General features: G+C 69.9%; 17 protein-coding genes. 13 read left to right on the forward strand and 4 right to left on the reverse strand.

The window, feature by feature from the left end:
* Positions 1-103 precede the first annotated feature (103 nt).
* Positions 104-916 carry a TrmH family RNA methyltransferase gene (locus tag AC5L3X_RS04205; RefSeq protein ID WP_494855218.1) on the reverse strand — a complete coding sequence of 271 codons (813 nt, stop codon included), beginning with the start codon at positions 914-916 and terminating at the stop codon, positions 104-106.
* Complete coding sequence (locus AC5L3X_RS04210) at positions 909-1,685, reverse strand: DUF4184 family protein (protein WP_189123519.1); 777 nt, start codon at positions 1,683-1,685, stop codon at positions 909-911. The genes AC5L3X_RS04205 and AC5L3X_RS04210 overlap by 8 nt, the downstream gene beginning before the upstream one ends.
* A gap of 134 nt (positions 1,686-1,819) precedes the next feature.
* Between AC5L3X_RS04210 and AC5L3X_RS04215 the strand changes: the two genes are divergently transcribed.
* From AC5L3X_RS04215 to AC5L3X_RS04255, 9 genes are all read left to right on the forward strand, one after another.
* Positions 1,820-2,458, forward strand: a complete 639-nt coding sequence (locus tag AC5L3X_RS04215; RefSeq protein WP_494855220.1) for a cation efflux transmembrane domain-containing protein — start codon at positions 1,820-1,822, stop codon at positions 2,456-2,458.
* Between the two features lie 135 nt (positions 2,459-2,593).
* On the forward strand, positions 2,594-4,363 hold the full coding sequence (locus tag AC5L3X_RS04220) for a substrate-binding and VWA domain-containing protein (protein ID WP_494855222.1): 1,770 nt from the start codon (positions 2,594-2,596) through the stop codon (positions 4,361-4,363).
* A 130-nt stretch (positions 4,364-4,493) separates the two neighbouring features.
* Positions 4,494-6,080, forward strand: coding sequence for an RNA polymerase sigma factor (locus AC5L3X_RS04225; RefSeq protein WP_494855224.1), 1,587 nt, complete (start codon positions 4,494-4,496; stop codon positions 6,078-6,080).
* A 297-nt stretch (positions 6,081-6,377) separates the two neighbouring features.
* A complete protein-coding gene (locus AC5L3X_RS04230; RefSeq protein WP_189123516.1) occupies positions 6,378-6,746 on the forward strand; it encodes a hypothetical protein in 369 nt (122 codons plus the stop codon).
* Between the two features lie 8 nt (positions 6,747-6,754).
* Positions 6,755-7,870 (forward strand): GNAT family N-acetyltransferase, encoded by a 1,116-nt coding sequence (locus tag AC5L3X_RS04235; protein ID WP_308015941.1) that lies wholly within the window; start codon positions 6,755-6,757, stop codon positions 7,868-7,870.
* Between the two features lie 177 nt (positions 7,871-8,047).
* Positions 8,048-8,881 carry a glycosyltransferase family 2 protein gene (locus AC5L3X_RS04240; protein ID WP_189123514.1) on the forward strand — a complete coding sequence of 278 codons (834 nt, stop codon included), beginning with the start codon at positions 8,048-8,050 and terminating at the stop codon, positions 8,879-8,881.
* 15 nt (positions 8,882-8,896) lie between these two features.
* A complete protein-coding gene (locus tag AC5L3X_RS04245; protein WP_189123513.1) occupies positions 8,897-9,838 on the forward strand; it encodes a glycosyltransferase family 2 protein in 942 nt (313 codons plus the stop codon).
* A complete protein-coding gene (locus AC5L3X_RS04250) occupies positions 9,835-10,632 on the forward strand; it encodes a polysaccharide deacetylase family protein (protein ID WP_494855227.1) in 798 nt (265 codons plus the stop codon). Before AC5L3X_RS04245 ends, AC5L3X_RS04250 begins: the two co-directional genes overlap by 4 nt.
* Positions 10,625-11,941 (forward strand): lipopolysaccharide biosynthesis protein, encoded by a 1,317-nt coding sequence (locus AC5L3X_RS04255; protein WP_494855228.1) that lies wholly within the window; start codon positions 10,625-10,627, stop codon positions 11,939-11,941. The genes AC5L3X_RS04250 and AC5L3X_RS04255 overlap by 8 nt, the downstream gene beginning before the upstream one ends.
* 226 nt (positions 11,942-12,167) lie before the next feature.
* Here AC5L3X_RS04255 and AC5L3X_RS04260 read toward each other — a convergent pair whose 3' ends face one another.
* Complete coding sequence (locus AC5L3X_RS04260; protein ID WP_494855230.1) at positions 12,168-12,584, reverse strand: hypothetical protein; 417 nt, start codon at positions 12,582-12,584, stop codon at positions 12,168-12,170.
* Between the two features lie 598 nt (positions 12,585-13,182).
* Here AC5L3X_RS04260 and AC5L3X_RS04265 point away from each other — a divergent pair.
* The 4 genes from AC5L3X_RS04265 (at position 13,183) to AC5L3X_RS04280 (ending at position 17,354) form a co-directional block, all read left to right on the forward strand.
* On the forward strand, positions 13,183-15,318 hold the full coding sequence (locus AC5L3X_RS04265) for a hypothetical protein (protein WP_494855232.1): 2,136 nt from the start codon (positions 13,183-13,185) through the stop codon (positions 15,316-15,318).
* A gap of 42 nt (positions 15,319-15,360) precedes the next feature.
* Positions 15,361-16,596 carry a DUF418 domain-containing protein gene (locus AC5L3X_RS04270; RefSeq protein ID WP_494855234.1) on the forward strand — a complete coding sequence of 412 codons (1,236 nt, stop codon included), beginning with the start codon at positions 15,361-15,363 and terminating at the stop codon, positions 16,594-16,596.
* 81 nt (positions 16,597-16,677) lie between these two features.
* Positions 16,678-16,971 carry an ArsR/SmtB family transcription factor gene (locus tag AC5L3X_RS04275; protein WP_189123507.1) on the forward strand — a complete coding sequence of 98 codons (294 nt, stop codon included), beginning with the start codon at positions 16,678-16,680 and terminating at the stop codon, positions 16,969-16,971.
* The gene (locus AC5L3X_RS04280; RefSeq protein WP_494855236.1) at positions 16,968-17,354 is read left to right on the forward strand and encodes a VOC family protein; all 387 of its coding nucleotides are present in this window, start codon (positions 16,968-16,970) and stop codon (positions 17,352-17,354) included. The genes AC5L3X_RS04275 and AC5L3X_RS04280 overlap by 4 nt, the downstream gene beginning before the upstream one ends.
* A gap of 40 nt (positions 17,355-17,394) precedes the next feature.
* Here the strand turns inward: AC5L3X_RS04280 and AC5L3X_RS04285 are convergent, their stop codons facing one another.
* Entirely contained in the window at positions 17,395-18,783 is a 1,389-nt protein-coding gene (locus AC5L3X_RS04285; RefSeq protein ID WP_494855238.1) for a GH39 family glycosyl hydrolase, read from the reverse strand.
* Positions 18,784-18,787: the final 4 nt, after the last annotated feature.

The raw sequence follows: 18,787 nt of genomic DNA on the forward strand, positions 1-18,787 counted from the left end.
TGCCTGGAACACCAGGCCGTTCAGATAACCGGGAGAATAACGATCACCAACGCGAAATACCGCAAAGTTCACGTTCGCCGCCGAAAGCCCGGCACTGCGAGGATCAGCGCATCAGGCCGTGGCAGGCGATGGCGGCTGCGGCCACCACGTTGAGCGAGTCGACTCCCGCCTCCATCGCGGCCGGGCTCATCGGGATGCAGACCGGCTCGTCGGCCTCGTGCAGCCACCGCGACGACAGCCCGTCGCCCTCGGAGCCGAGCAGCAGCGCGACCCGGTCCGTGAGCTTGACGGCGTCGAGGGAGGTGGCCGTCTGCTCGGGCGTCAGGGCCAGGCTCCGGTATCCGGCCTCCCGCAGCCGGGCCAGACCGTCGTACCAGTTGTCCATCCGCGCGTACGGGATCGAGAACACCGCCCCCATCGACACCTTCACCGCCCGCCGGTAGAGCGGGTCGGCGCACCGGGGCGACAGCACGACGCCGTGCACGCCCAGCGCGGCGGCGCACCTGAAGATCGCGCCGACGTTGCCGTGGTCGACCAGGTCCTCCAGCACCAAGACGCGCCGGGGCCCCGGCGCGGAGCCGGACAGCACGGAGGTGAGCGAGGGCAGCGGGAGGCGTTCCATCGAGGCCAGCGCCCCCCGATGCACCGGGAACCCGGCGATGCCCGTCATGACGTCGTCACCGGCCACGTACACCTGGGCGTCGCCGAGCACGTCGGCGAGCGGCTCCAGCCAGCGGCCGGTGGTGAGGACCGAGCGGATGGGGTAGCCGGCGGCGACCGCGCGCCTGATCACCTTCTCGCCCTCGGCGATGAACAGCCCGCGCTCGGCTTCGAGGCTCTTGCGCAGCTCGACGTCGCGGAGCCGGGTGTAGTCGGTGAGGCGAGGGTCGCTCGCGTCGGTTACGTACTCAGGCACCTTCAGATACTGCCACGAGCCGCCTGACCTGCCAGCCGAGCGCGTAGCAGCAGAGCACCAGGCAGAGCCCCACCACCGTGCCCGCACCCACCTTGGTGAGCACGCCGGGCAGGCCGAACTCCGGCGCGGGCGGATAGAGCACCGGCCAGAGGAGCGCTCCGGCGACCACGCCGATGTAGGAGGCCGTGAGAACCGTCAGCCGGGCGCGAGGGGAGATCCGCAGGTGGCCGGGCACTCCGCAGGCGGCCATCCGCGACAGCCGGCGCCACGCCCACCAGACCACGAGGGCCAGACCCACCACCGAGGAGCCGTACTGCAGCAGACGGAACAGCCTGATCACACCGAAGACCGAGTAGGACAGCCACTCGCCCCATTCCGCCGGACCGGTGGAGTGGGTGAAGGAGTCCCACAGGACGTGGCTCGCGGCCCCGATCAGCGCGCCGGCGACGATCGGCAGCGGCCGGACCCGGCGCCAGGAGGGCAGCAGGGTCGCGGCGCGGCCCGCGAGCGAGGGCGGCAGGAGCGAGATCAGCGGATCCCTGAGCACCAGGTGGAACAGGGCGAGCAGCACCAGGACCGACAGCAGGTCAATGGTGAGCACACCACGCCAGGCGTGCCAGTCGGAGTAGTCGGGCAGGAACGGCAGGAAGATCGGCAGATCGGGCACCATCGCGCCGATCGCCAGCGCCCACGGGTCGACCAGCCTGCGGATCCGGGACGACGACGCGAGCGGCAGCACGGCGGCGATGTGGGCGGGCGTGAACGGCACGAAACGGCTCCTCCCCCGAAACGATCATTACAGATTACCCTGTCAATCTTTGCCCCTCGCCACTAAAGTCACGCTAAGTAGCGGGTATGGTACGTAACGCTGTCGGCGGCCGGACGCCGCGGATTCGGAGGTTCATGGTGCCTGACCAGCGGGTTCACGCGCATCCGGCCGCGTCAGCCGACTGGCTCCGGGCGGCGCGCACGGCGCGCGCACTGTCGATCGTCACGCTCGTGTGGCTCGGGCTGGAGAGCTCCCTCGGCCTGGCGGCCGGGCTGGCCGCGCACTCGGTGGCGCTGATCGGCTGGGGGCTGGCGGCCCTCGTGGAGGCGGCGGCGAGCCTGATCGTGGTGTGGCGGTTCACCGGCTCGCGCACTCTGTCGGCGAGCGCGGAGCTCAAGGCGCGGCGCGCGGTCGCCGTGAGCTTCTGGGTGCTCGCCCCCTATCTGGTCCTGCACGTCGCGCACGATCTCGACGCGGGCCACCGGGCGGTGCCGACCACGCTGGGCATCGTGGTGACCACGGTCAGCATGGTCAGCATGCCGGCGCTGGGGATGGCCAAGCGGCGGCTGGGGCGGCGGCTGGCCTCTCCGTCGACCGCGGGAGAGGGCACCCAGAACCTCATCTGCGCCATGATGGCGGCCGGTGTGCTCGCCGGGCTGTGGCTCAACACGCTCGGCTGGTGGTGGGTGGATCCGGCCATGGCGGTCGCCCTGGCCATCGTCGCGCTGCGTGAGGGAATGCGGGCCTGGCGCGGTCACGCATGCTGCCACTGACGGTGACTCACCGTGGTTTCTGCACCAAAAGGGCTGTTTTGCCACAGTAACCGCACCGAGTATCGTTCCGACAGTATTGCGGAGTATCTCCGGCTAGGGTCTCCGGAAGGTCATCGACACAGCTAAGAGGACATCGTGGGGCGACACCGCACAGACGAGTTCGATGGCGGCTACCAATCCCAGCAACCAGCACCCCGCAGGCGCGCCACGGGCGGCGGCCGGGGCCGGGTGCTCGTCCCGCTCGCCGGGGCCGTCGCTCTGGCCGTCCTTCTCGGTGTCGCCGCGTTCGTCATCTTCAACCGCGACCACGACTGCTCCGGCGGCAAGCTGGCGCTCCGGGTCGTCGCCACCCCTGACATCCAGCCCGCCCTGAACAAGATCGCCGGCACCTACAACAAGGCCCTGCACTCCATCGACAGCCGCTGCGTCGAGGTGTCGGTGGCCAGGGAGGCGGCGGCCAAGACCGCGAACGCCCTGACCGCGGGCAAGGCCAACGCCGACGTGTGGGTGGCCGACTCCAGCCTCGTGGTGGCCCGGCTGCGCGGTGAGCCCGCCGCCGAGGCCGCGCTGCCCGAGCCGTCCGGGTCGGTCGCCACCTCGCCCGTCGTCCTCGTGACCGCCAAGTCGGCGGCGCCCAAGCTGGCCGGCAGCCTCAAGCCCAGCTGGGTCAGCATGATCGCCGCGGCCAACGTCGCGAACCCGGACGGCCCCGGCAGGAAGGTCCGGGTGCTCGCCCTCGACCCGCAGAAGAACTCCGCCGGGATGGCCGCGCTGCTGGCCGCCGCCGGCTCGGCCAAGCAGGCCGGCCAGGGCAAGGCGCTGGTGGGCGCGTTGAAGGAGCTGTCGGGCCAGTTGGTCTCCGACCCGAACGCGCTGCTGGCCAGCCTCACCGTGAAGTCCGGCAGCAGGGTGCCCGTCGGCGTCACATCCGAGCAGACCGTCTACGTCCACAACACGAAGAAGCCGGACGCCCAGGTGGTGCCGCTCTACCCGGCCGAGGGCACGCTCAGCCTCGACTACCCGATCGTGACCATCACCAAGGACCCGGCCGTCCAGAAGGCGGCGGCGGCCTTCCAGAAGGAGCTCGCCACGGAGTCGGCCCGCAAGGTGCTGCGCGGTCAGGGCTTCCGCACCCCTGACGGGCAGGCCGGCGACGCGCTGTCCAAGGACAAGGGCTTCAACCCCGAGGCCCCGGAGGCGTTGCCCGCGCCCGACGCCAAGACCGTGGCCAGCATGACCCAGACCTGGTCGAGGCTGAACCTCGGCACCCGCATGCTCACCCTGCTCGACGTGTCCGGCACGATGGCCCTGCCCGTGCCGGGCACGAACATGACCCGTATGCAGGCGATCAGCAAGATCGCGTCCGAGGGGCTGGGCCTGTTCCCGGCCGACTCCGAGATCGGCCAGTGGGCCTTCTCCACGCACATGGACGGCCAGGGCAAGGACTGGATCGAGAACGTCTCGGTCGGCCCGCTGAGCGAGACCGTCAACGGAGTGCTGCGCAAGGAGACGCTGAACAGGACGCTGCAGCCCAAGGCCACCGGCGACACCGGGCTCAACGACACGATCAAGGCCGCCTACACGGAGATGTCCAAGACGTACGCCGAGGACAAGATCAATACGATTCTGATCCTCACCGACGGCGCCGGCAACGACGACCCCGACGGCGGCGTGAGCGACGCGCAGATCCTGTCGTTCCTCAAGAAGACGTACAACCCCAAGCGGCCGGTCGCCATCCTGCTCATCGCGTTCGGCCCGGACGCCCCCAAGGGCAAGCTGCGGATGGACGCCCTCGCCCAGGCCACCGGCGGCGAGGCCTTCATCGCCAAGGATGTCCTCCAGGTCCGCGACATCTTCCTGCAGGCCATGGAACGCCGCCTCTGCTCCCCCAAGTGCGACGGGTGACTCTGGCAACTCACATCACTTCTGACACTGTTCTCCCTGGTCATGCCGGTTGAGCATCTATGGCCAACCGGCTCTTTTCCGGCGGCGTCCTAAGCGCGTGGGGTAGCGAACCCAGCCGGGGAGGGACTGCGTGCCTGGATGGCCGAGTGTGGACCGTGCCGCCGATCAGCGGTTGGCGGAGGCGCTGCGGCGTGCCGACGCCGACGCCCCCGCCACGCTGTACGACGCCTACGGGGAGCGGCTCTACGCCTACGCGTTCATGCTGCTGGGAGAGCGGGAGACGGCCGCCGACGCCGTCCATGACGCGCTGGTCACGGCCCAGGGGGCGGTGCGGCGGCTGAAGGAGGACACCCGGCTGCGCGCCTGGCTGTACGCGCTGACGAGGTTCCAGGCCGTGGCGCGGATGGCGCACCGGGGCGGCACCTCGCCGGAGGGTCTGCCGGCTCCCGTGCTGGAGGAGACGGACGACATTGAGCTGTCCGGCCTGGTCCGCGAGACGCTGGGCGAGCTGAGCAGGAACGAGCGAGAGCTGCTGGAGCTGGCGCCGCGCCACGGCCTGACCCCGTCCGAGGCGGGCGCCGTGCTGGGGCTGACCTCACGCCAGGCCGCGAGCCGGCTCGGCAGGGCCCGCGACCATCTGGAGAACGCCGCCGCGGCCGTCATCCTGGCGCGGGTGGGACGCGCGCACTGCCCCGACCTGTCGTCGATGGTCGACTCGTGGGAGGGGCCGCTTACGCCACTGCTGCGCAGGCGGCTGTCCGGGCACATCGGCGGCTGCGAGGTGTGCACCGAGGGACGGCACCGGAAGGTCTCGGCGGGACGGCTGCTCGACCTGGTCCCGGTGGCCTTCCCGCCGATCTCGCTGCGCCACCGGGTGATCGAGACGTGCGGGAGCCCCTCCGGTGACGATACCCGCATGCTGATCATGGATCGGGGCGACGGCTTCGACCGTACGGGCTTCCCGGCGGCGGCCGAGCCCCGTTCGCGACGACGGCGCCGGCCGCGCGGGCTCGCGCCGGTCGTCCTCGCGGGGGTCTGCGTGCTCGCCGCCACCGGCGCGATGGTGATGATCGGCGGCGGCGAGCCCGGCACCGGCACGGCGCTGCACGTCATCCCCTCGCCGCCCGCGTCCTCGCCCGTGGACGGCTTCACCGATCCGTCCGCGGATCCCGAGGAGCCCGCGGCCGAGGACGACGAGCCCACGCCCGGCCCCACCCCGACGCCCTCGGCCACCGGCCCGGACCGGACGCCGGCCACGGTGCGGCCGGTCGCCACGGCGGCGACCACCCGACCGGCCACCGCGCCGCCGGCCACCCGCCGCCCCGTGGCCGGCGCCCGGCTGGGAGCCATCTGCCCCGACGGGATCGACGGCGTGGCCACCGTCCGGCTGACCGCCCGCAATGCCGCCGTGACCTGGACCGCGAGCGCCTCTGCGGGGCTCGGCGTGTACCCGGCGAGCGGTTCGATCAAGGCCGGCCGGTCGGTCTCCGTCTGGGTCACGGTCACCGACCCGGACACTCCCGGCAGCGGGACGGTGTCCTTCGGCTCGAACCGCGGCGGCGGCAGTTGCTCGCTGTCGTGGCGTGGTCATCAGCGGCAGCCCTCGGAGGGGCCGTCGGAGGAGCTGACGCCCACCCCGACCGAGACCGATCCGGTCAGCGACCCGTCGCACAGCTCGGCCGGGGATGCGCACAGTGAGACGGGAAGTCCCTCATGAGGCAACAGTTTTCCCATGAGTGACGCGCATCACCGTAGATCTTCGTTTAAGCGACATATAGGTAGGAGTCGGGCCCTGACTCGATGATCGGGCACCCAATAGGGCATCCTGGTGTACTTGGTGAACGGATCGGGCCGCGGGACGCTTGACCCTGTGTTGTAGGCCACATGGGAAATTCTCGCCTCTCGGTAAACCAATGCGGGTCACCAAGCGTCGGCATTGACGTGCCGGCAGGTGGGTTGGTCCCATGAAATGCGATCAATCGCGCCTTTAACCAGCCAGGAGCCAGGAGACACCATGATCAGGCACCGCCGAGCGCTCGCGTGGCTGCTCGGGCTCGCGTGCATCGCGGGAGCGGTGATCGCGCTCTTCGACATCGAGACGCCTCTCCGCCCTGCCTTGATCTCGCTGTTCCTTCTGGTCGTCCCCGGGGCGGCGGTGGTCGGGTTGCTGCGTGATCGTGACCCGCTGGCCGCGCTCTCCGTGGGGGCCGCCGCCAGCCTGGTGATCAACGTTCTCCTCGCCCAGGCCATGCTGCAGTTCAACGCGTGGTCGCCGCGAGCGGGAGTGGCGACGGTCGCCGTGCTCGGCGGGTTCATGTACGTGCTTCGCGTGTTGTACCGGGGGAAGAACATGCAGACCGAACAGGGGGCCAGGTCAAGGTGAAGATCACGGTGGTTCGCCCCGGAGATCTCGGAGACTCCGAACTCACCCGCTGGCGAGAGTTGCAGAAAGCGGATCCGAGCCTCGACAACCCGTTCCTGTCGGTCGAGTTCGCCGTGGCGATGGACAGGCTGCGCGACTACGTGAGGGTGGCGGTCCTCCACGACGGGTCCGGTGTCGCCGGGTTCTTCCCCTACGAGCGTCACAGCTTCGGCATCGGCAAGCCACTCGGCGGCTTCCTCACCACCTGCCACGGCCTGATCGCGGCCCCCGGGCTGGAGTTCGACGCCCGCGCCCTGCTGCGCGCCTGCAAGCTGACCGTCTTCGACTTCGACCACATGGTCGCGGGGCAGCCGACGTTCGCGCCGTACGAGGCCGACGTCCGCCCGGCGCCGGTCATGGACTTCACCGCGGGCTTCGACGCCTGGCTCGACCAGGTCAGGTCCAACTCCCCCAAGAACCTGAAGACCGTGCGCTACAAGGAGCGCAAGCTCGGCCGGGAGCAGGGCGACCTGCGCTTCGAGTACGCCTCCGCGGATCCCGAGGTGCTGCGCGTCCTGCTCGGCTGGAAGTCCGACCAGTACCGTCGCACGGGGCGGGTGGACAGGTTCGCGCAGCCGTGGATCGTCGAGTTGATCGACCTGATGCACGCCGAGCACTCCAGCGACTTCGGCGGCGTGCTGACCATGCTCTACGCCGGTGACACGCCCGTCGCCGGCCACTTCGGCCTGCGCACCGCCACCACGCTCGTCGGCTGGTTCCCCGCCTACGACACCGAGTACGCCCGCTACTCCCCCGGCATCGTGCACCACCTGCAGATGGCCGAGGCCGCCGCGACGGCCGGCCTGCAGATGGTCGACATGGGCAAGGGCGGCAAGGAGTACAAGGACTGGCTCAAGAGCGGTGTCCTCTACGTCGCCGAGGGCCGCGTGTCGAGGCCCTCCCCGACAGCGGCGGTCCACTGGATGGGCCGGACCCCGTTCAACAAGGCGCGAACAATTGTCCTGGACCGACCGTCTCTCTATAGAGCGGCCGATCGTGTCCTCAAGGGCTTCGGCCGTGTTCGCAGTTCGTTACGCCCCGAGCCAGCCAAGCAAGCAGTGAAGGAACCCACGGGAGCCAACTAGCTCCCACCCCCACCCCAACCAGCGCCACCCCCGGCACAGCAGCAGCAGCACTGAAGCACCGCCCTCACGCCACAGGACCGCTCCACGCACCGTTGGTCGATGTCGCCATTCCCGCAGCACCCGGGTGTGGCCGTCCTCGGCTCGCGTGGAGGAGGTCCCGGAAGGATTTGCCTCACCATGAGTCCCGAGACCACCAAGCACAACGGCAAGATTCAGATCACACCGTTGCGATCGATGCCACCTATTGAGCGTTTCACGCCGGTCACCCCTCACCTGGCCATTTCCCCGACGGTGAGCGTGGTCGTTCCGGCGATGAACGAGGCCGAGAACCTTCCCCACGTCTTCGCCACCCTGCCGCAGTGGATCGACGAGATCATTCTCGTCGACGGCAACTCCGTCGACGACACCGTAGCCGTCGCCAAGCGGCTGCGGCCCAATGTGAAGATCGTCACGCAGACCGGCAAGGGCAAGGGCGACGCCCTGGCCGCCGGATTCGCCGCCTGCACCGGTGACATCATCGTGATGATCGACGCCGACGGCTCCACCGACGGCCACGAGATCATCACCTTTGTCGGCGCGCTGGTGACGGGCGCCGACTTCGTCAAGGGCTCCCGCTACGCCGCGGGCGGGGGCAGCGACGATCTGACCTTCAACCGCAGGTTCGGCAACAAGGTGCTCACGAGCCTGGTCAACGTCATGTACGGCACCCAGTACACCGACCTTTGCTACGGCTACAACGCCTTCTGGGCCCGCCACCTCGACGTGCTCGACCTCGACTGCGACGGCTTCGAGGTGGAGACCCTGCTGAACGTCCGCGCCGCCAAGGGCGGGCTGAAGGTGCACGAGGTGCCGAGCCACGAGCGCTGCCGCATCCACGGCGAGAGCAACCTGCGAGCCGTGCGCGACGGCTTCCGGGTGCTCAAGACCATCCTGCGCGAGTGGCGCCGCCAGCCCACTCCCGTGCAGCCCGAGCCGGCCGCCGCTCCCGCCGCGGACCGGGGCGTCGCATAACAAAGAGGCATAGCCGTGAACACGTCCGTCGTCATCTGTGTCTACACCGAGGACCGGTGGGAGGACATCAGGGAGGCCGTCGAGTCGGTCGAGCGCCAGCGGCGCCGTCCACACGAGCTGATCCTGGTGGTCGACCACAACCCCGACCTGCACCTGAAGCTCAAGCGAGCCTATCCACAGGTCATCGTGGTGGAGAACACCCACGAGCAGGGGCTGTCCGGCGGCAAGAACACCGGCGTGGCCGCGGCCACCGGTGAGATCGTCGCCTTCCTCGACGACGACGCCGTCGCCGATCCCGGTTGGCTGGAGGCTTTGGAGGAGGGCTTCCAGGATCCGGGCGTCGTCGGCGTGGGCGGACGCACCGACCCGTTGTGGGCGTCGCGGAGCAGGCCGCGGTGGTTCCCGTACGAGTTCGACTGGACCGTCGGGTGCACCTACCGCGGCATGCCCGCGGTCCGGGCGCCGATCCGCAACGTGATGGGCGGCAACGCGGCCTTCCTGCGGGAGGTCGTGGCCGAGGTCGGCGGGTTCCACAGTGGCATCGGCCGCAGCGTGCAGGGCCGCAAGAGCCGGCCGCTGGGCTGCGAGGAGACGGAGTTCTGCATCAGGCTGAGCCAGCGCAGGCCGGGCTCGGTCATGTTGTTCGAGCCGCGCGCGGTGATCGGCCACAAGGTGTCGGCGCAGCGCGAGCGGTTCGCCTACTTCCGGTCCAGGTGCTACGCCGAGGGCCTGTCCAAGGCCCTGGTCACCAAGGAGGTCGGCACCCAGGACGGCCTGGCCAGCGAGCGGGCGCACGCGCTCAAGACCCTGCCGCTCGGCGCGCTGCGCGGCGTGGGTGAGGCGCTGCGCGGCGACCTGGGCGGGCTCGGCCGGGCCGCTGCGATCGTGATCGGCCTGGCCTGGACCACCTGGGGGTACGTGGTCGGCACCGCCCGGCTGAAGGCGGTGCGGTCATGACCCGTGTGCCGATCCTGATGTACCACTCGGTCACCGACACCCCCAACGAGGAGACCCGCCCCCATTCGGTGCGCCCCTCCGACCTGGAGGAGCAGCTCGCCTACCTGGCGGAGAGCGGCTTCACCCCGATGACGCTGGGCGACCTGGTGGCGAGCCTGAACAAGACCAGCGCCATGCCCGTCAAACCCATCGTGATCACCTTCGACGACGGCTACGCCGACTTCCACAGTCACGCGCTGCCACTGCTGGAGCGCCACCGCTTCCCGGCCACGGTCTTCCTGACCAGTGGCTGGGTGGCCGACGCGGGTCCCGACGCCGCGGGCCGGGCGCTCGACGACATGCTCAGCTGGGGTCAGGCCCGCGAGATCGCGCAGACCGGCATCGAGATCGGCGGCCACAGCCACAGCCATCCGCAGCTCGACCAGCTGCGCACCGAGGAGCTCCGCCAGGAGCTGCGCAAGAACAAGGGGCTGCTGGAGGAGAAGATCGGCGCCCCGGTCGCCACCATGGCTTACCCGTTCGGCTACTCCAGTGCCCGGGTACGCCGCGAGGTGCGCAAAGCCGGATATTTCGCTGCATGCGCCGTGAGCAACGCGATCGCCGCCGACCGGCACGACATGCTCGCCATCCCCCGGCTGACGGTCGCCGGCAACACGACCATCAGCATGTTCAGACGCGCCGTCGAAGGCAGCGCCGTGCCCCTGATCTACCTGCGCGAACGCGTCCTCACCAAGGGCTACGCGGTCGTCAGGCGGACCAGGTACGGCCTGCGCCGGGTGCGCGGAGATGTCTAGCCTCTGGCGCAAGATCGTCCATGACCTGCGCAGCCCGCTGCTGCGCAACGGCTACGCGCTGATGGCCAACACCGGCATCACCGCCGTGCTGGGCATGGGCTACTGGCTGCTCGCCGCCCACTACTACACGCCCGAGGAGTTCGGCAGGGGCCAGGCGCTGATCACCGCGATGCGGCTGTTCGCGTCGCTGACCGCGCTGGGCTTCGTAGGGGCGCTCGCCCGCTTCCTCCCGGTGGCGGGCCGCCGCACCCCCGAGCTGGTCCTGCGCGGGTACGGGCTCGCGGGGGCGACCGGTGTAGTGGCGGCGACCGGGTTCCTGCTGACGCTGCCGCTGTGGGGCAAGACCTACTCGGTGCTCGGCGGGTTCGGGCCCGGCCTGTTCTTCCTGGCGGCGGTGCTGGTCTGGGCGGTGTTCACGCTCCAGGACGTGGTGCTGACCGGCCTGCGCAAGGCCACCTGGGTGCCGCTCAACAGCCTGATCTTCGGCCTGCTCAAGATGGGCCTGCTGGTCGCCCTGGCCGGGGCGCTGCCCGAGGGCGGCATCTTCGTGTCCTGGATGGTGCCGACGGCGATCGCGCTGATCCCGATCAACTGGTTCATCTTCGCGATCGTCATCCCCCGGCACGTCAAGAGCGCCGAGGCGAGCGCCCGGCCGCCGAGGCTGCGCGACGTGGGCCGGTTCCTGGCCGGCGACTTCCCCGGCACGCTGTCGATCCTGGCGATCGTCTATCTCGTTCCGGTCATCATCGCGACGCAGGTGGGCGAGGCCACGTTCGGCCGCTTCTCGATGGCCCACACGCTGGGCTGCATGATCGAGCTGCTGGCGATGAACATGGCCGTGTCGCTGACCGTCGAGGGTTCCTTCGACCGGGCGCAACTGGCCGACAACTGCCGCAGGGCGCTGCGCCGGGCCTTCCTGATCATCGCGCCGGTGATCGCGGTGACGATCCTCGCGGCGCCGCTGATCCTGACCGTCTTCGGGTCCGAGTTCGCGGCGGAGGGGACGACGCTGCTGCGGCTGATGGCGCTGGCCGTGCTGCCCCGGGTGCTGATCGAGGTCTACCTGAGCGCGCTGCGGGCGCAGAGCCAGGCGCGCACCCTGGCGATCGTCCAGATCGGGCTGGCGGCCACGGTGCTGATCTCGATCGTCGTGCTGTTCCCCTTCGCAGGCGTGAACGCGGTCGGTTACGGCATGCTCTTCAGCCAGATTCTGGTCGCCCTTTTGATCTTCGGAAGTCTCCGCAAAATTCTTAAATTCGGCGAAATCGGGCAGCCAACCGTCGCTCAGGGGTCGCCCGGGGCCCCATGATGGTCAACGTGAGGCAACGGGACGGCGATGGCATGACAACCGGGATCACGGGTTCCTCAGAGCTCAAGGGTGAGGAGGAGCCGGAGGTGCCCTTCGATCCGGACGCCACGGGCATCATTCCCCGGATCACGCTCTCCGGGGAGTCCGGCGACCCCGCCGACGCCGCGTCACCAGACGGTCCGGCCGCCGCGGGCAGTCCGGCCGCTGCGGACGACGGCGACAACGGTTACGGCGACGGCGGCGTGGCGGACTCCGACGTGACGACGGCGATTCGCCTGCCCACCCTGCGCATCGGCGGCCCGCCCACGGTCCCCGACGTCACCGCCTCCTCTTCGACCGGCGCACCCCCCTCCACTCCGTCCGGGACCGCGAAGACGCCTTCCACTCCCCCGGCCGAGGACAAGTCCGCCACTCGCCCAGCCAAGGACAAGTCCGCCACTCCCGTGGTGGAGGACACGTCCGCCAGGTCTACGGCGGAGGGCACGTCTGGGAGCCCGTCGTCCCGCACGGCCGGCTCCCGGGGCGCGACGCCCGTCCAGGACGGCGCGCCCGGCACCTCCCAGGCCGAGGACACCGTCACGCAGGTCCTGCCCGCCACCGGCACGCCCGGCGGCGGCAGCGGGCGGCCTTCCCAGGTCGGCAAGGGCGGTCCTCCCATCCCGGACGCGCCTCCAGGCGACCCGTCACGATCAAACGACCCGTCACGGGCCGAGGACCTGCCCGGCGACACGCTTCCGGCGAGCGGGGCCCCTCGCGCCGATGCCGGGCGGTCGTCAGGTGAGGGCGAAGCCTCTGCCGCCGGCGCGGTAGGAGGCTCGGCTTCGAACGTGGGGGCCGCCTCTGGTGTGGGGGCCGCCAGGGTGGAGGATCCGCCTACGGAGGCGATGCCTGTCGTGGGCCGCCCATCGGGTGGGAGGTCGACGACGGCGCGGGGTGCCGACGCCGGTGAAGAGGACTCCGGCCCTACAGGCGCCGGGCGTAAGGATGACTTCCGCGCCGAGAGTGCGAGGATCTCGGCCGGGGACACGGGCGAGGAAGCGCCCGGAGAGAGTGGGTCCGGGCCGACGGTGGCGTTCCAGAGGGTGCCACAGGCGCCTCAGAGGACGCCTGGGCCGTCTCAGGAGCCTCCTGGCCCCGCAGAGCCTCAGCACGCGTCTCACGAGGCTCCTGCGCCCCAAGCGCCCCAGAGCGCGACGGCGGGCGGGACGGCGGGACGTCAGCGCACGGGGGGGGCGGCGCGGTTGCGGCAGTTGCTGCACAGCGCGCCCACCTGGCTCCCGGTGCTGCTCACCGTCGAGGCCCTCGTCATGTACGTCCTGGCGCTGCGCGCGTCCCCGGGGCCGTTCCGCGGGGTGGATCCGGCGGAGATCAACGGGCTGGGCCTGATCGCGGCGCTGCCGGCGAGCGCGTTCGCGGCCATCCTGATCATGCTCGTGGCGTTCTTCGTCACGGTGGCGCAGTCGACCGACCGTAAGTTCCTGCTGTTGTTCCAGATCGCGGTCATCACGTTCGCGCTGCACGGCGCGGGCGCGCTGGTGGCCGACGAGCCGCGCTTCCCCACGGCGTACATCCACGCGGGGTTCGTCGACTTCATCGGCCGCACCGGTGAGACGGCGATCAACATCGACGCCCGCATGGGCTGGCCGGGCTACTTCGCGCTCTTCGCGTTCGTGACGAAGGCCGCCGGGATCAGCGACATGACCACGATCCTGCAGTGGACGCCGCTGCTGTCCAACCTGCTCTACCTGCTGCCCTTCGTGCTCATCCTACGCCAGGTGGTGGCGACGACGCGGGCGCGCTGGTTCGCGGCGTTGCTGTTCGTGCTGGTGCAGTGGATCGGGCAGGACTACTTCTCGCCGCAGGGCTTCACGTTCGCGCTGTATCTGGCCTTCGTGGCGATCCTGCTGCGCTGGTTCGGGCGGGTGGAGCCGCGCACGAAGCCGGTGCCGCCCAAGGGGCTGCGCAAGCTGCTCGGCCGGCTCGACGCGATGACGCCCGGCGAGATCGCCAACACGGGGATGTTCCGGGCCGACAAGCTGCTGATGCTGACGCTGCTGCTGGCGCTGTTCTTCGCGTCGACGGCCTCGCACCAGATCACGCCGTTCATGATGCTCGGCGTGGTGACCGCGTTCCTGATCTTCAAGCGCACGTCGCTCACCTGGGCGCTGCCGTTCTCCCTCGGCCTGGTGGTGCTGGCCTGGATCAGCTACGAGGCCGTGGGCTTCTGGGCCGGCCAGATCGACACGATCTTCGGCGGACTGGGCAGGGTCTTCGACAACCTGCAGAGCAACACCGGCGACCGCATCGAGGGCAGCGACCCCGCGCACGCGCTGGTGCTCCAGGCACGTCTCGGCATCCTGGTCGTGATCCTCTCACTGGCCGCCACCGGCCTGCTGCGCAGGCTGCGCCGCGGGGTGTTCGACCGGGCGGCGCTGATCCTGCTCTGCGTGCCGGTGATGGCGCTGGGGCTGCAGAGCTACGGCGGCGAGATCGGGCTGCGCATCTACATGTTCGCGCTGCCCGGCGCCTGCCTGCTGGCCGCGTACGCGTTCTTCCCCAACCTGCCCGCCGACAGCGCGGACGTGCGGGAGGAGACGATCCCCATCCGCAGGCGGAACGTCCGCTTCAACCCCGAGGTGACGAGGAAGGTCACGGTCGTCCTCGCGGCGTCCGTCTCGGTCGTGCTGGCCATGGCGTTCCTCGTCGCCCGCTACGGCAACGAGAAGTTCGAACGGGTGACCTCGGGCGAGGTTGCGGCCATGCACTACGTGTACGACCACGACAAGCCGAGCGCGCGGGTGCTCTACCTGGTGCCGAAGGAGGGCCCGGAGGTCACCCCGACACTGCCCTGGGGCGAGAAGGATGTCGAGCTGGTCAACTTCAACGGCCAGGCGCTCGTTCACAAGGATCCGACGCAGATCGCCAGCGCGGTCCAGAAGCTCAAGGAGAGCCCGCGCAACACCTATCTCGTCGTCAGCCGGGGGCAGGTCAGCTACCTGCAGCTCAACGAGGGCTTCCCGGAGGACTGGCACGAGAGGTTCCGGGCCGCGCTGGACGCCTCGCCGGACCTGAAGAAGGTCTACTCCAACAAGGACGCCGCCCTCTACACCTGGAAGACGTTCGTCAGGGGCACCGAGATCCCGGATCCCCAGCCGTACAAGGGGCGGGGCGATCCCACCTCGCCCTGGACGCCGGTGGGCATCGGGGCGCTGGCGGTGACGTGGATCACGTTCTTCGCCTACGAGGTGATCCGGCTGCACGGCCCCGATCGGGCTCGCCGGGCCCGCAGGCGGCTGTTGTACCTGGCCATACCGGCGTTCCTGGTGGCAGTCGGGGTCATCATCGAGCGATTCATCTTTATCGCGATGAATAACTGAATTCACAGGAAACGCTCAGGTTTTGCGGAAGGATGTTCGCCGATGACGGCACAGCGAACACCTCCCGTCCACGTGGACGGGCCGGCGACCAGGATCACGGCCGTCGACTCGCTGCGCGGGTTCTCGCTGCTGGGGATCCTCGTGGTCAACATCGCCTTCCTGGCCTCCGGCTACCGGATGGCCGGGCTGGCGGAGCCGGCGTTCGGCTCGACGCTCGACTGGGCCGTGCGGTGGACCGTCACGATGTTCCTGGAGAACAAGTTCTATCTGCTGTTCTCGTTCCTGTTCGGCTACAGCTTCACCCTGCAGATCGACTCGGCGGCGCGGCGGGGCCTGGCGTTCACGCCGATGTTCCTGCGACGGCTGGCCGGGCTCTTCGTGCTCGGGCTGGCCCATGCCGTGCTGCTCTTCCCGGGCGACATCCTGACCACCTACGCGGTGGCCGGGCTGGCGCTCCTGCTGCTGCGCCGGATCACGCCCAGGACCGCCGTCGTGCTGGCGATCGTGCTGACCTGCGTGCTGGCGGCGGGGTTCGCGCTGCTGGCCGTACTGGCAGGGGCGGGCCTGGACCTGGCGGGGACGGTGTCGCAGGGGACCGCGGAGGCGATCAAGTCCGACGCGTCGCTGGCGGGGTCCGCCGCGCAGATCGTCGCCGAGCACCTGCGCAAGCTGTCGCTCATCGTCGTGCTGCGCGTGCTCTTCCAGGGCCCGGCGGTGCTGGCGGCGTGCCTGATCGGGCTCGCGGTGGGCAAGCTGGGCCTGCTGCGCGACCTCCGGGCGCACACCGCGGCGCTCAGGAGACTGCAGTGGATCGGCTTCACGGCCGGGCTGGGCGGCGCGTTCGTCTACACGCTGTCGGCGTGGACGGGCATGGTGCACAAGTTCGCCGGCGAGGCGGTGGACCTGCTGACCGCGCCGTTGCTGGCCGCCGCCTACGCGGCCACGTTCCTGCGGCTGCTGCCGCGCCTGCCCCGGCTCGGCCGCGCCCTGGCCGCGCCCGGCCGGATGGCGCTGTCCAACTACCTGGCGCAGTCGCTGATCTGCGCGCTCATCTTCACGGGTTACGGCCTGGCGCTGGTGGATCGGATCAGTCCGCCGCTGGAGGTGCTGATCGCGGTGGGCCTCTTCGCGGGCCAGGCGATCTACAGCCGGTGGTGGCTGCGCACGCACAGGTACGGGCCCGTGGAGTGGCTGCTGAGAAGCATCACGTACGCCCGCGCCCCCGGCAAGGCCATCACGGATCCGGCCGAGTTCCCGCCCAGGCGGGAGCGGGCCTGAGCCGGATCGAGGGAGCACGGCCCGGCGCGAGACTGCTCGCCCGACTTGATAGGCAAGTCTTCACTTGCCTATGCTGAGGGCGTGGCGGAAGACATCTTCAAGGCACTGTCCGATCCCACCCGCCGGCACATCCTTGACGAGCTGGTGGAACGGGACGGTCAGACCCTGTTCGAGATCTGCGCGCGGCTGACGGCCAAGCACGGCCTGGGGCTGTCCCGCCAGGCGGTCAGCCAGCACCTGGCCGTACTGGAATCCGCGGGTCTGATCCATGCGCGGCGTCAGGGCCGCTACAAGTTCCACGACGTGAACACCGAACCGCTTGAGCAGATCGTGACCCGATGGCTCAGGCCCGACACACCGGAAGGCACCTCATGAGAATCCACCTGTCCAGCGTCTTCGTCGATGACCAGGACAAGGCCCTGCGCTTCTACACCGACGTCCTGGGCTTCGTGAAGAAGACCGAGGTCCCGCTGGGCGAGGACCGTTGGCTGACCGTGGTCTCGCCGGACGATCCCGACGGGACCGAGCTCCTGTTGGAGCCCGACGGCCACCCGGCGGTGAATCCGTTCCGGAAAGCGCTGGTCGAGGACGGCATCCCGGCCACCGCCTTCGCCGTGGACGACGTGCACGCGGAGTTCGACCGGCTGCGCGGGCTCGGCGTGCGCTTCACCCAGGAGCCGCTGGAGATGGGCCCGGTCACCACCGCGGTCCTGGACGACACCTGCGGCAACCTGATCCAGATCGTGCACCACAAGTAGGGCCCGCTCCGGCGACCGGCGGCGGCTCCACCGTCGCCGGTCAGCCCTGGCCCCGTCCCTCCCACTTGACCTCGTACGGCTTCAAGGTCACCTGCTTGCCGTCGACGGTGGCCGTGACCTCGGCGTCGGCCGTGTTGACCATCACGACCTGACGCTCCTGGGCGAGGACCTTGATCCGCTCGTCGGAGGCCTCGACCTGCTGGAGCCGCACCCCGAGGGGGAACCACCGGGTGAACCCGCTCAGCAGGCCCGCCATGGGCATGTCGCCCTCGTCGGCGGCCGACCACAGGCAGCCCGGGCAGACGCCCTGGCCCTTGGTCTGCGGGTTCCAGTAGAGGGCCGACGTCACGCCGCTCTTCGCGAACTCCATCAGCGCCGTGGCCTGCACCGCGGTGCGCTTCTCCTCGCTCCAGCCGGAGTTGTCGGGCTCGACGTACCATTCGGCCCACCAGACCGGCATGTCGCCGCTCTTCTCGCGCAACCAGGTGGTGATCGCGCCGAACTTGGCCTGGGCGGCGAAGTCGCCGGGGATGTTGCCCTTGTCGTTGGTCATCGAGGCGCCGTCGACCACGATGAAGTCGGCGCCCTTCTTGTGCTGGATCCAGTACTCGATCGCGTCGAGGGCGCGCTGGTCGATGGTGCCCCACGGCCCGGTCAGCTCGGACGCGCCGGCGCCGGACTCGCTCCCGATCGGCACGTACGGCCCACCGACCTGGATGTCGTCGTCGACCTGCTTCAGCGCGGCGTAGACCTTGTTGTACATCTCGGTGTAGCCCTCGGCGTCCCACCGGTTGGAGGTCGTGTCCCAGAAGCCCTTGAACTCGTTCCACACCATGAAGTGCTTGACGGTCGGATACTGCCTGGCCACCTTGGCGGCGAGCTTGGCGTAGTCGTCGAAGTGCTCGCGCTTGGGGGCGACCGTGTGGTTCTTGCTCCAGTCGGTACGGCCGGCCTGCCCGCCCTTCATCCAGTCGGGGGCGCAGCAGAGCGTGATGACCGGCAGGCCACGCGACGAGGAGATGAACTTCATCCGCCGGTCGAGATCGCCCAGGTTGTACTGCCCGGGGCGCGGCTCGGGGTTGCCGACGCCCCAGCCCATGATGTGCTGGTTCTGCAGCATCGGGACCCGGCCGAGCACCCCCTTGGCCTGCTCGGAGATCTGCTTGGGCGCGGTGTCGGCGCTGTACTGGGTGTGGGTGACACCCCACCGGGGCCAGTCCTCGAGGGCGGGTGGCTGCTCCAGGGTGGGGGCCGGCTGCGAGGGCCCGGCCTCGGCCACCTCGCCGCCCCGGAACTCGTCCCTGGAACCGACCCGCATCGCGGCGTAGATCATGATGCCTGCCACGAGCACGACGGCGAGGACGCCGGCGCCCACGGCGATCGGCCACGGTGGCCGCCGCCGGGCATGCCGACCATCGGTGGGAATCACGGGA

The sequence above is a fragment of the Nonomuraea sp. CX421 genome, from assembly GCF_059358955.1.

Bases quoted from the DNA above. Each gene is read 5' to 3' on its own strand.
- AC5L3X_RS04215 (WP_494855220.1), top strand. From the start codon at position 1,820: ATGGTGCCTGACCAGCGGGTTCACGCGCATCCGGCCGCGTCAGCCGAC.
- AC5L3X_RS04230 (WP_189123516.1), top strand. From the start codon at position 6,378: ATGATCAGGCACCGCCGAGCGCTCGCGTGGCTGCTCGGGCTCGCGTGC.
- AC5L3X_RS04240 (WP_189123514.1), top strand. From the start codon at position 8,048: ATGAGTCCCGAGACCACCAAGCACAACGGCAAGATTCAGATCACACCG.
- AC5L3X_RS04250 (WP_494855227.1), top strand. From the start codon at position 9,835: ATGACCCGTGTGCCGATCCTGATGTACCACTCGGTCACCGACACCCCC.
- AC5L3X_RS04255 (WP_494855228.1), top strand. From the start codon at position 10,625: ATGTCTAGCCTCTGGCGCAAGATCGTCCATGACCTGCGCAGCCCGCTG.
- AC5L3X_RS04270 (WP_494855234.1), top strand. From the start codon at position 15,361: ATGACGGCACAGCGAACACCTCCCGTCCACGTGGACGGGCCGGCGACC.
- AC5L3X_RS04280 (WP_494855236.1), top strand. From the start codon at position 16,968: ATGAGAATCCACCTGTCCAGCGTCTTCGTCGATGACCAGGACAAGGCC.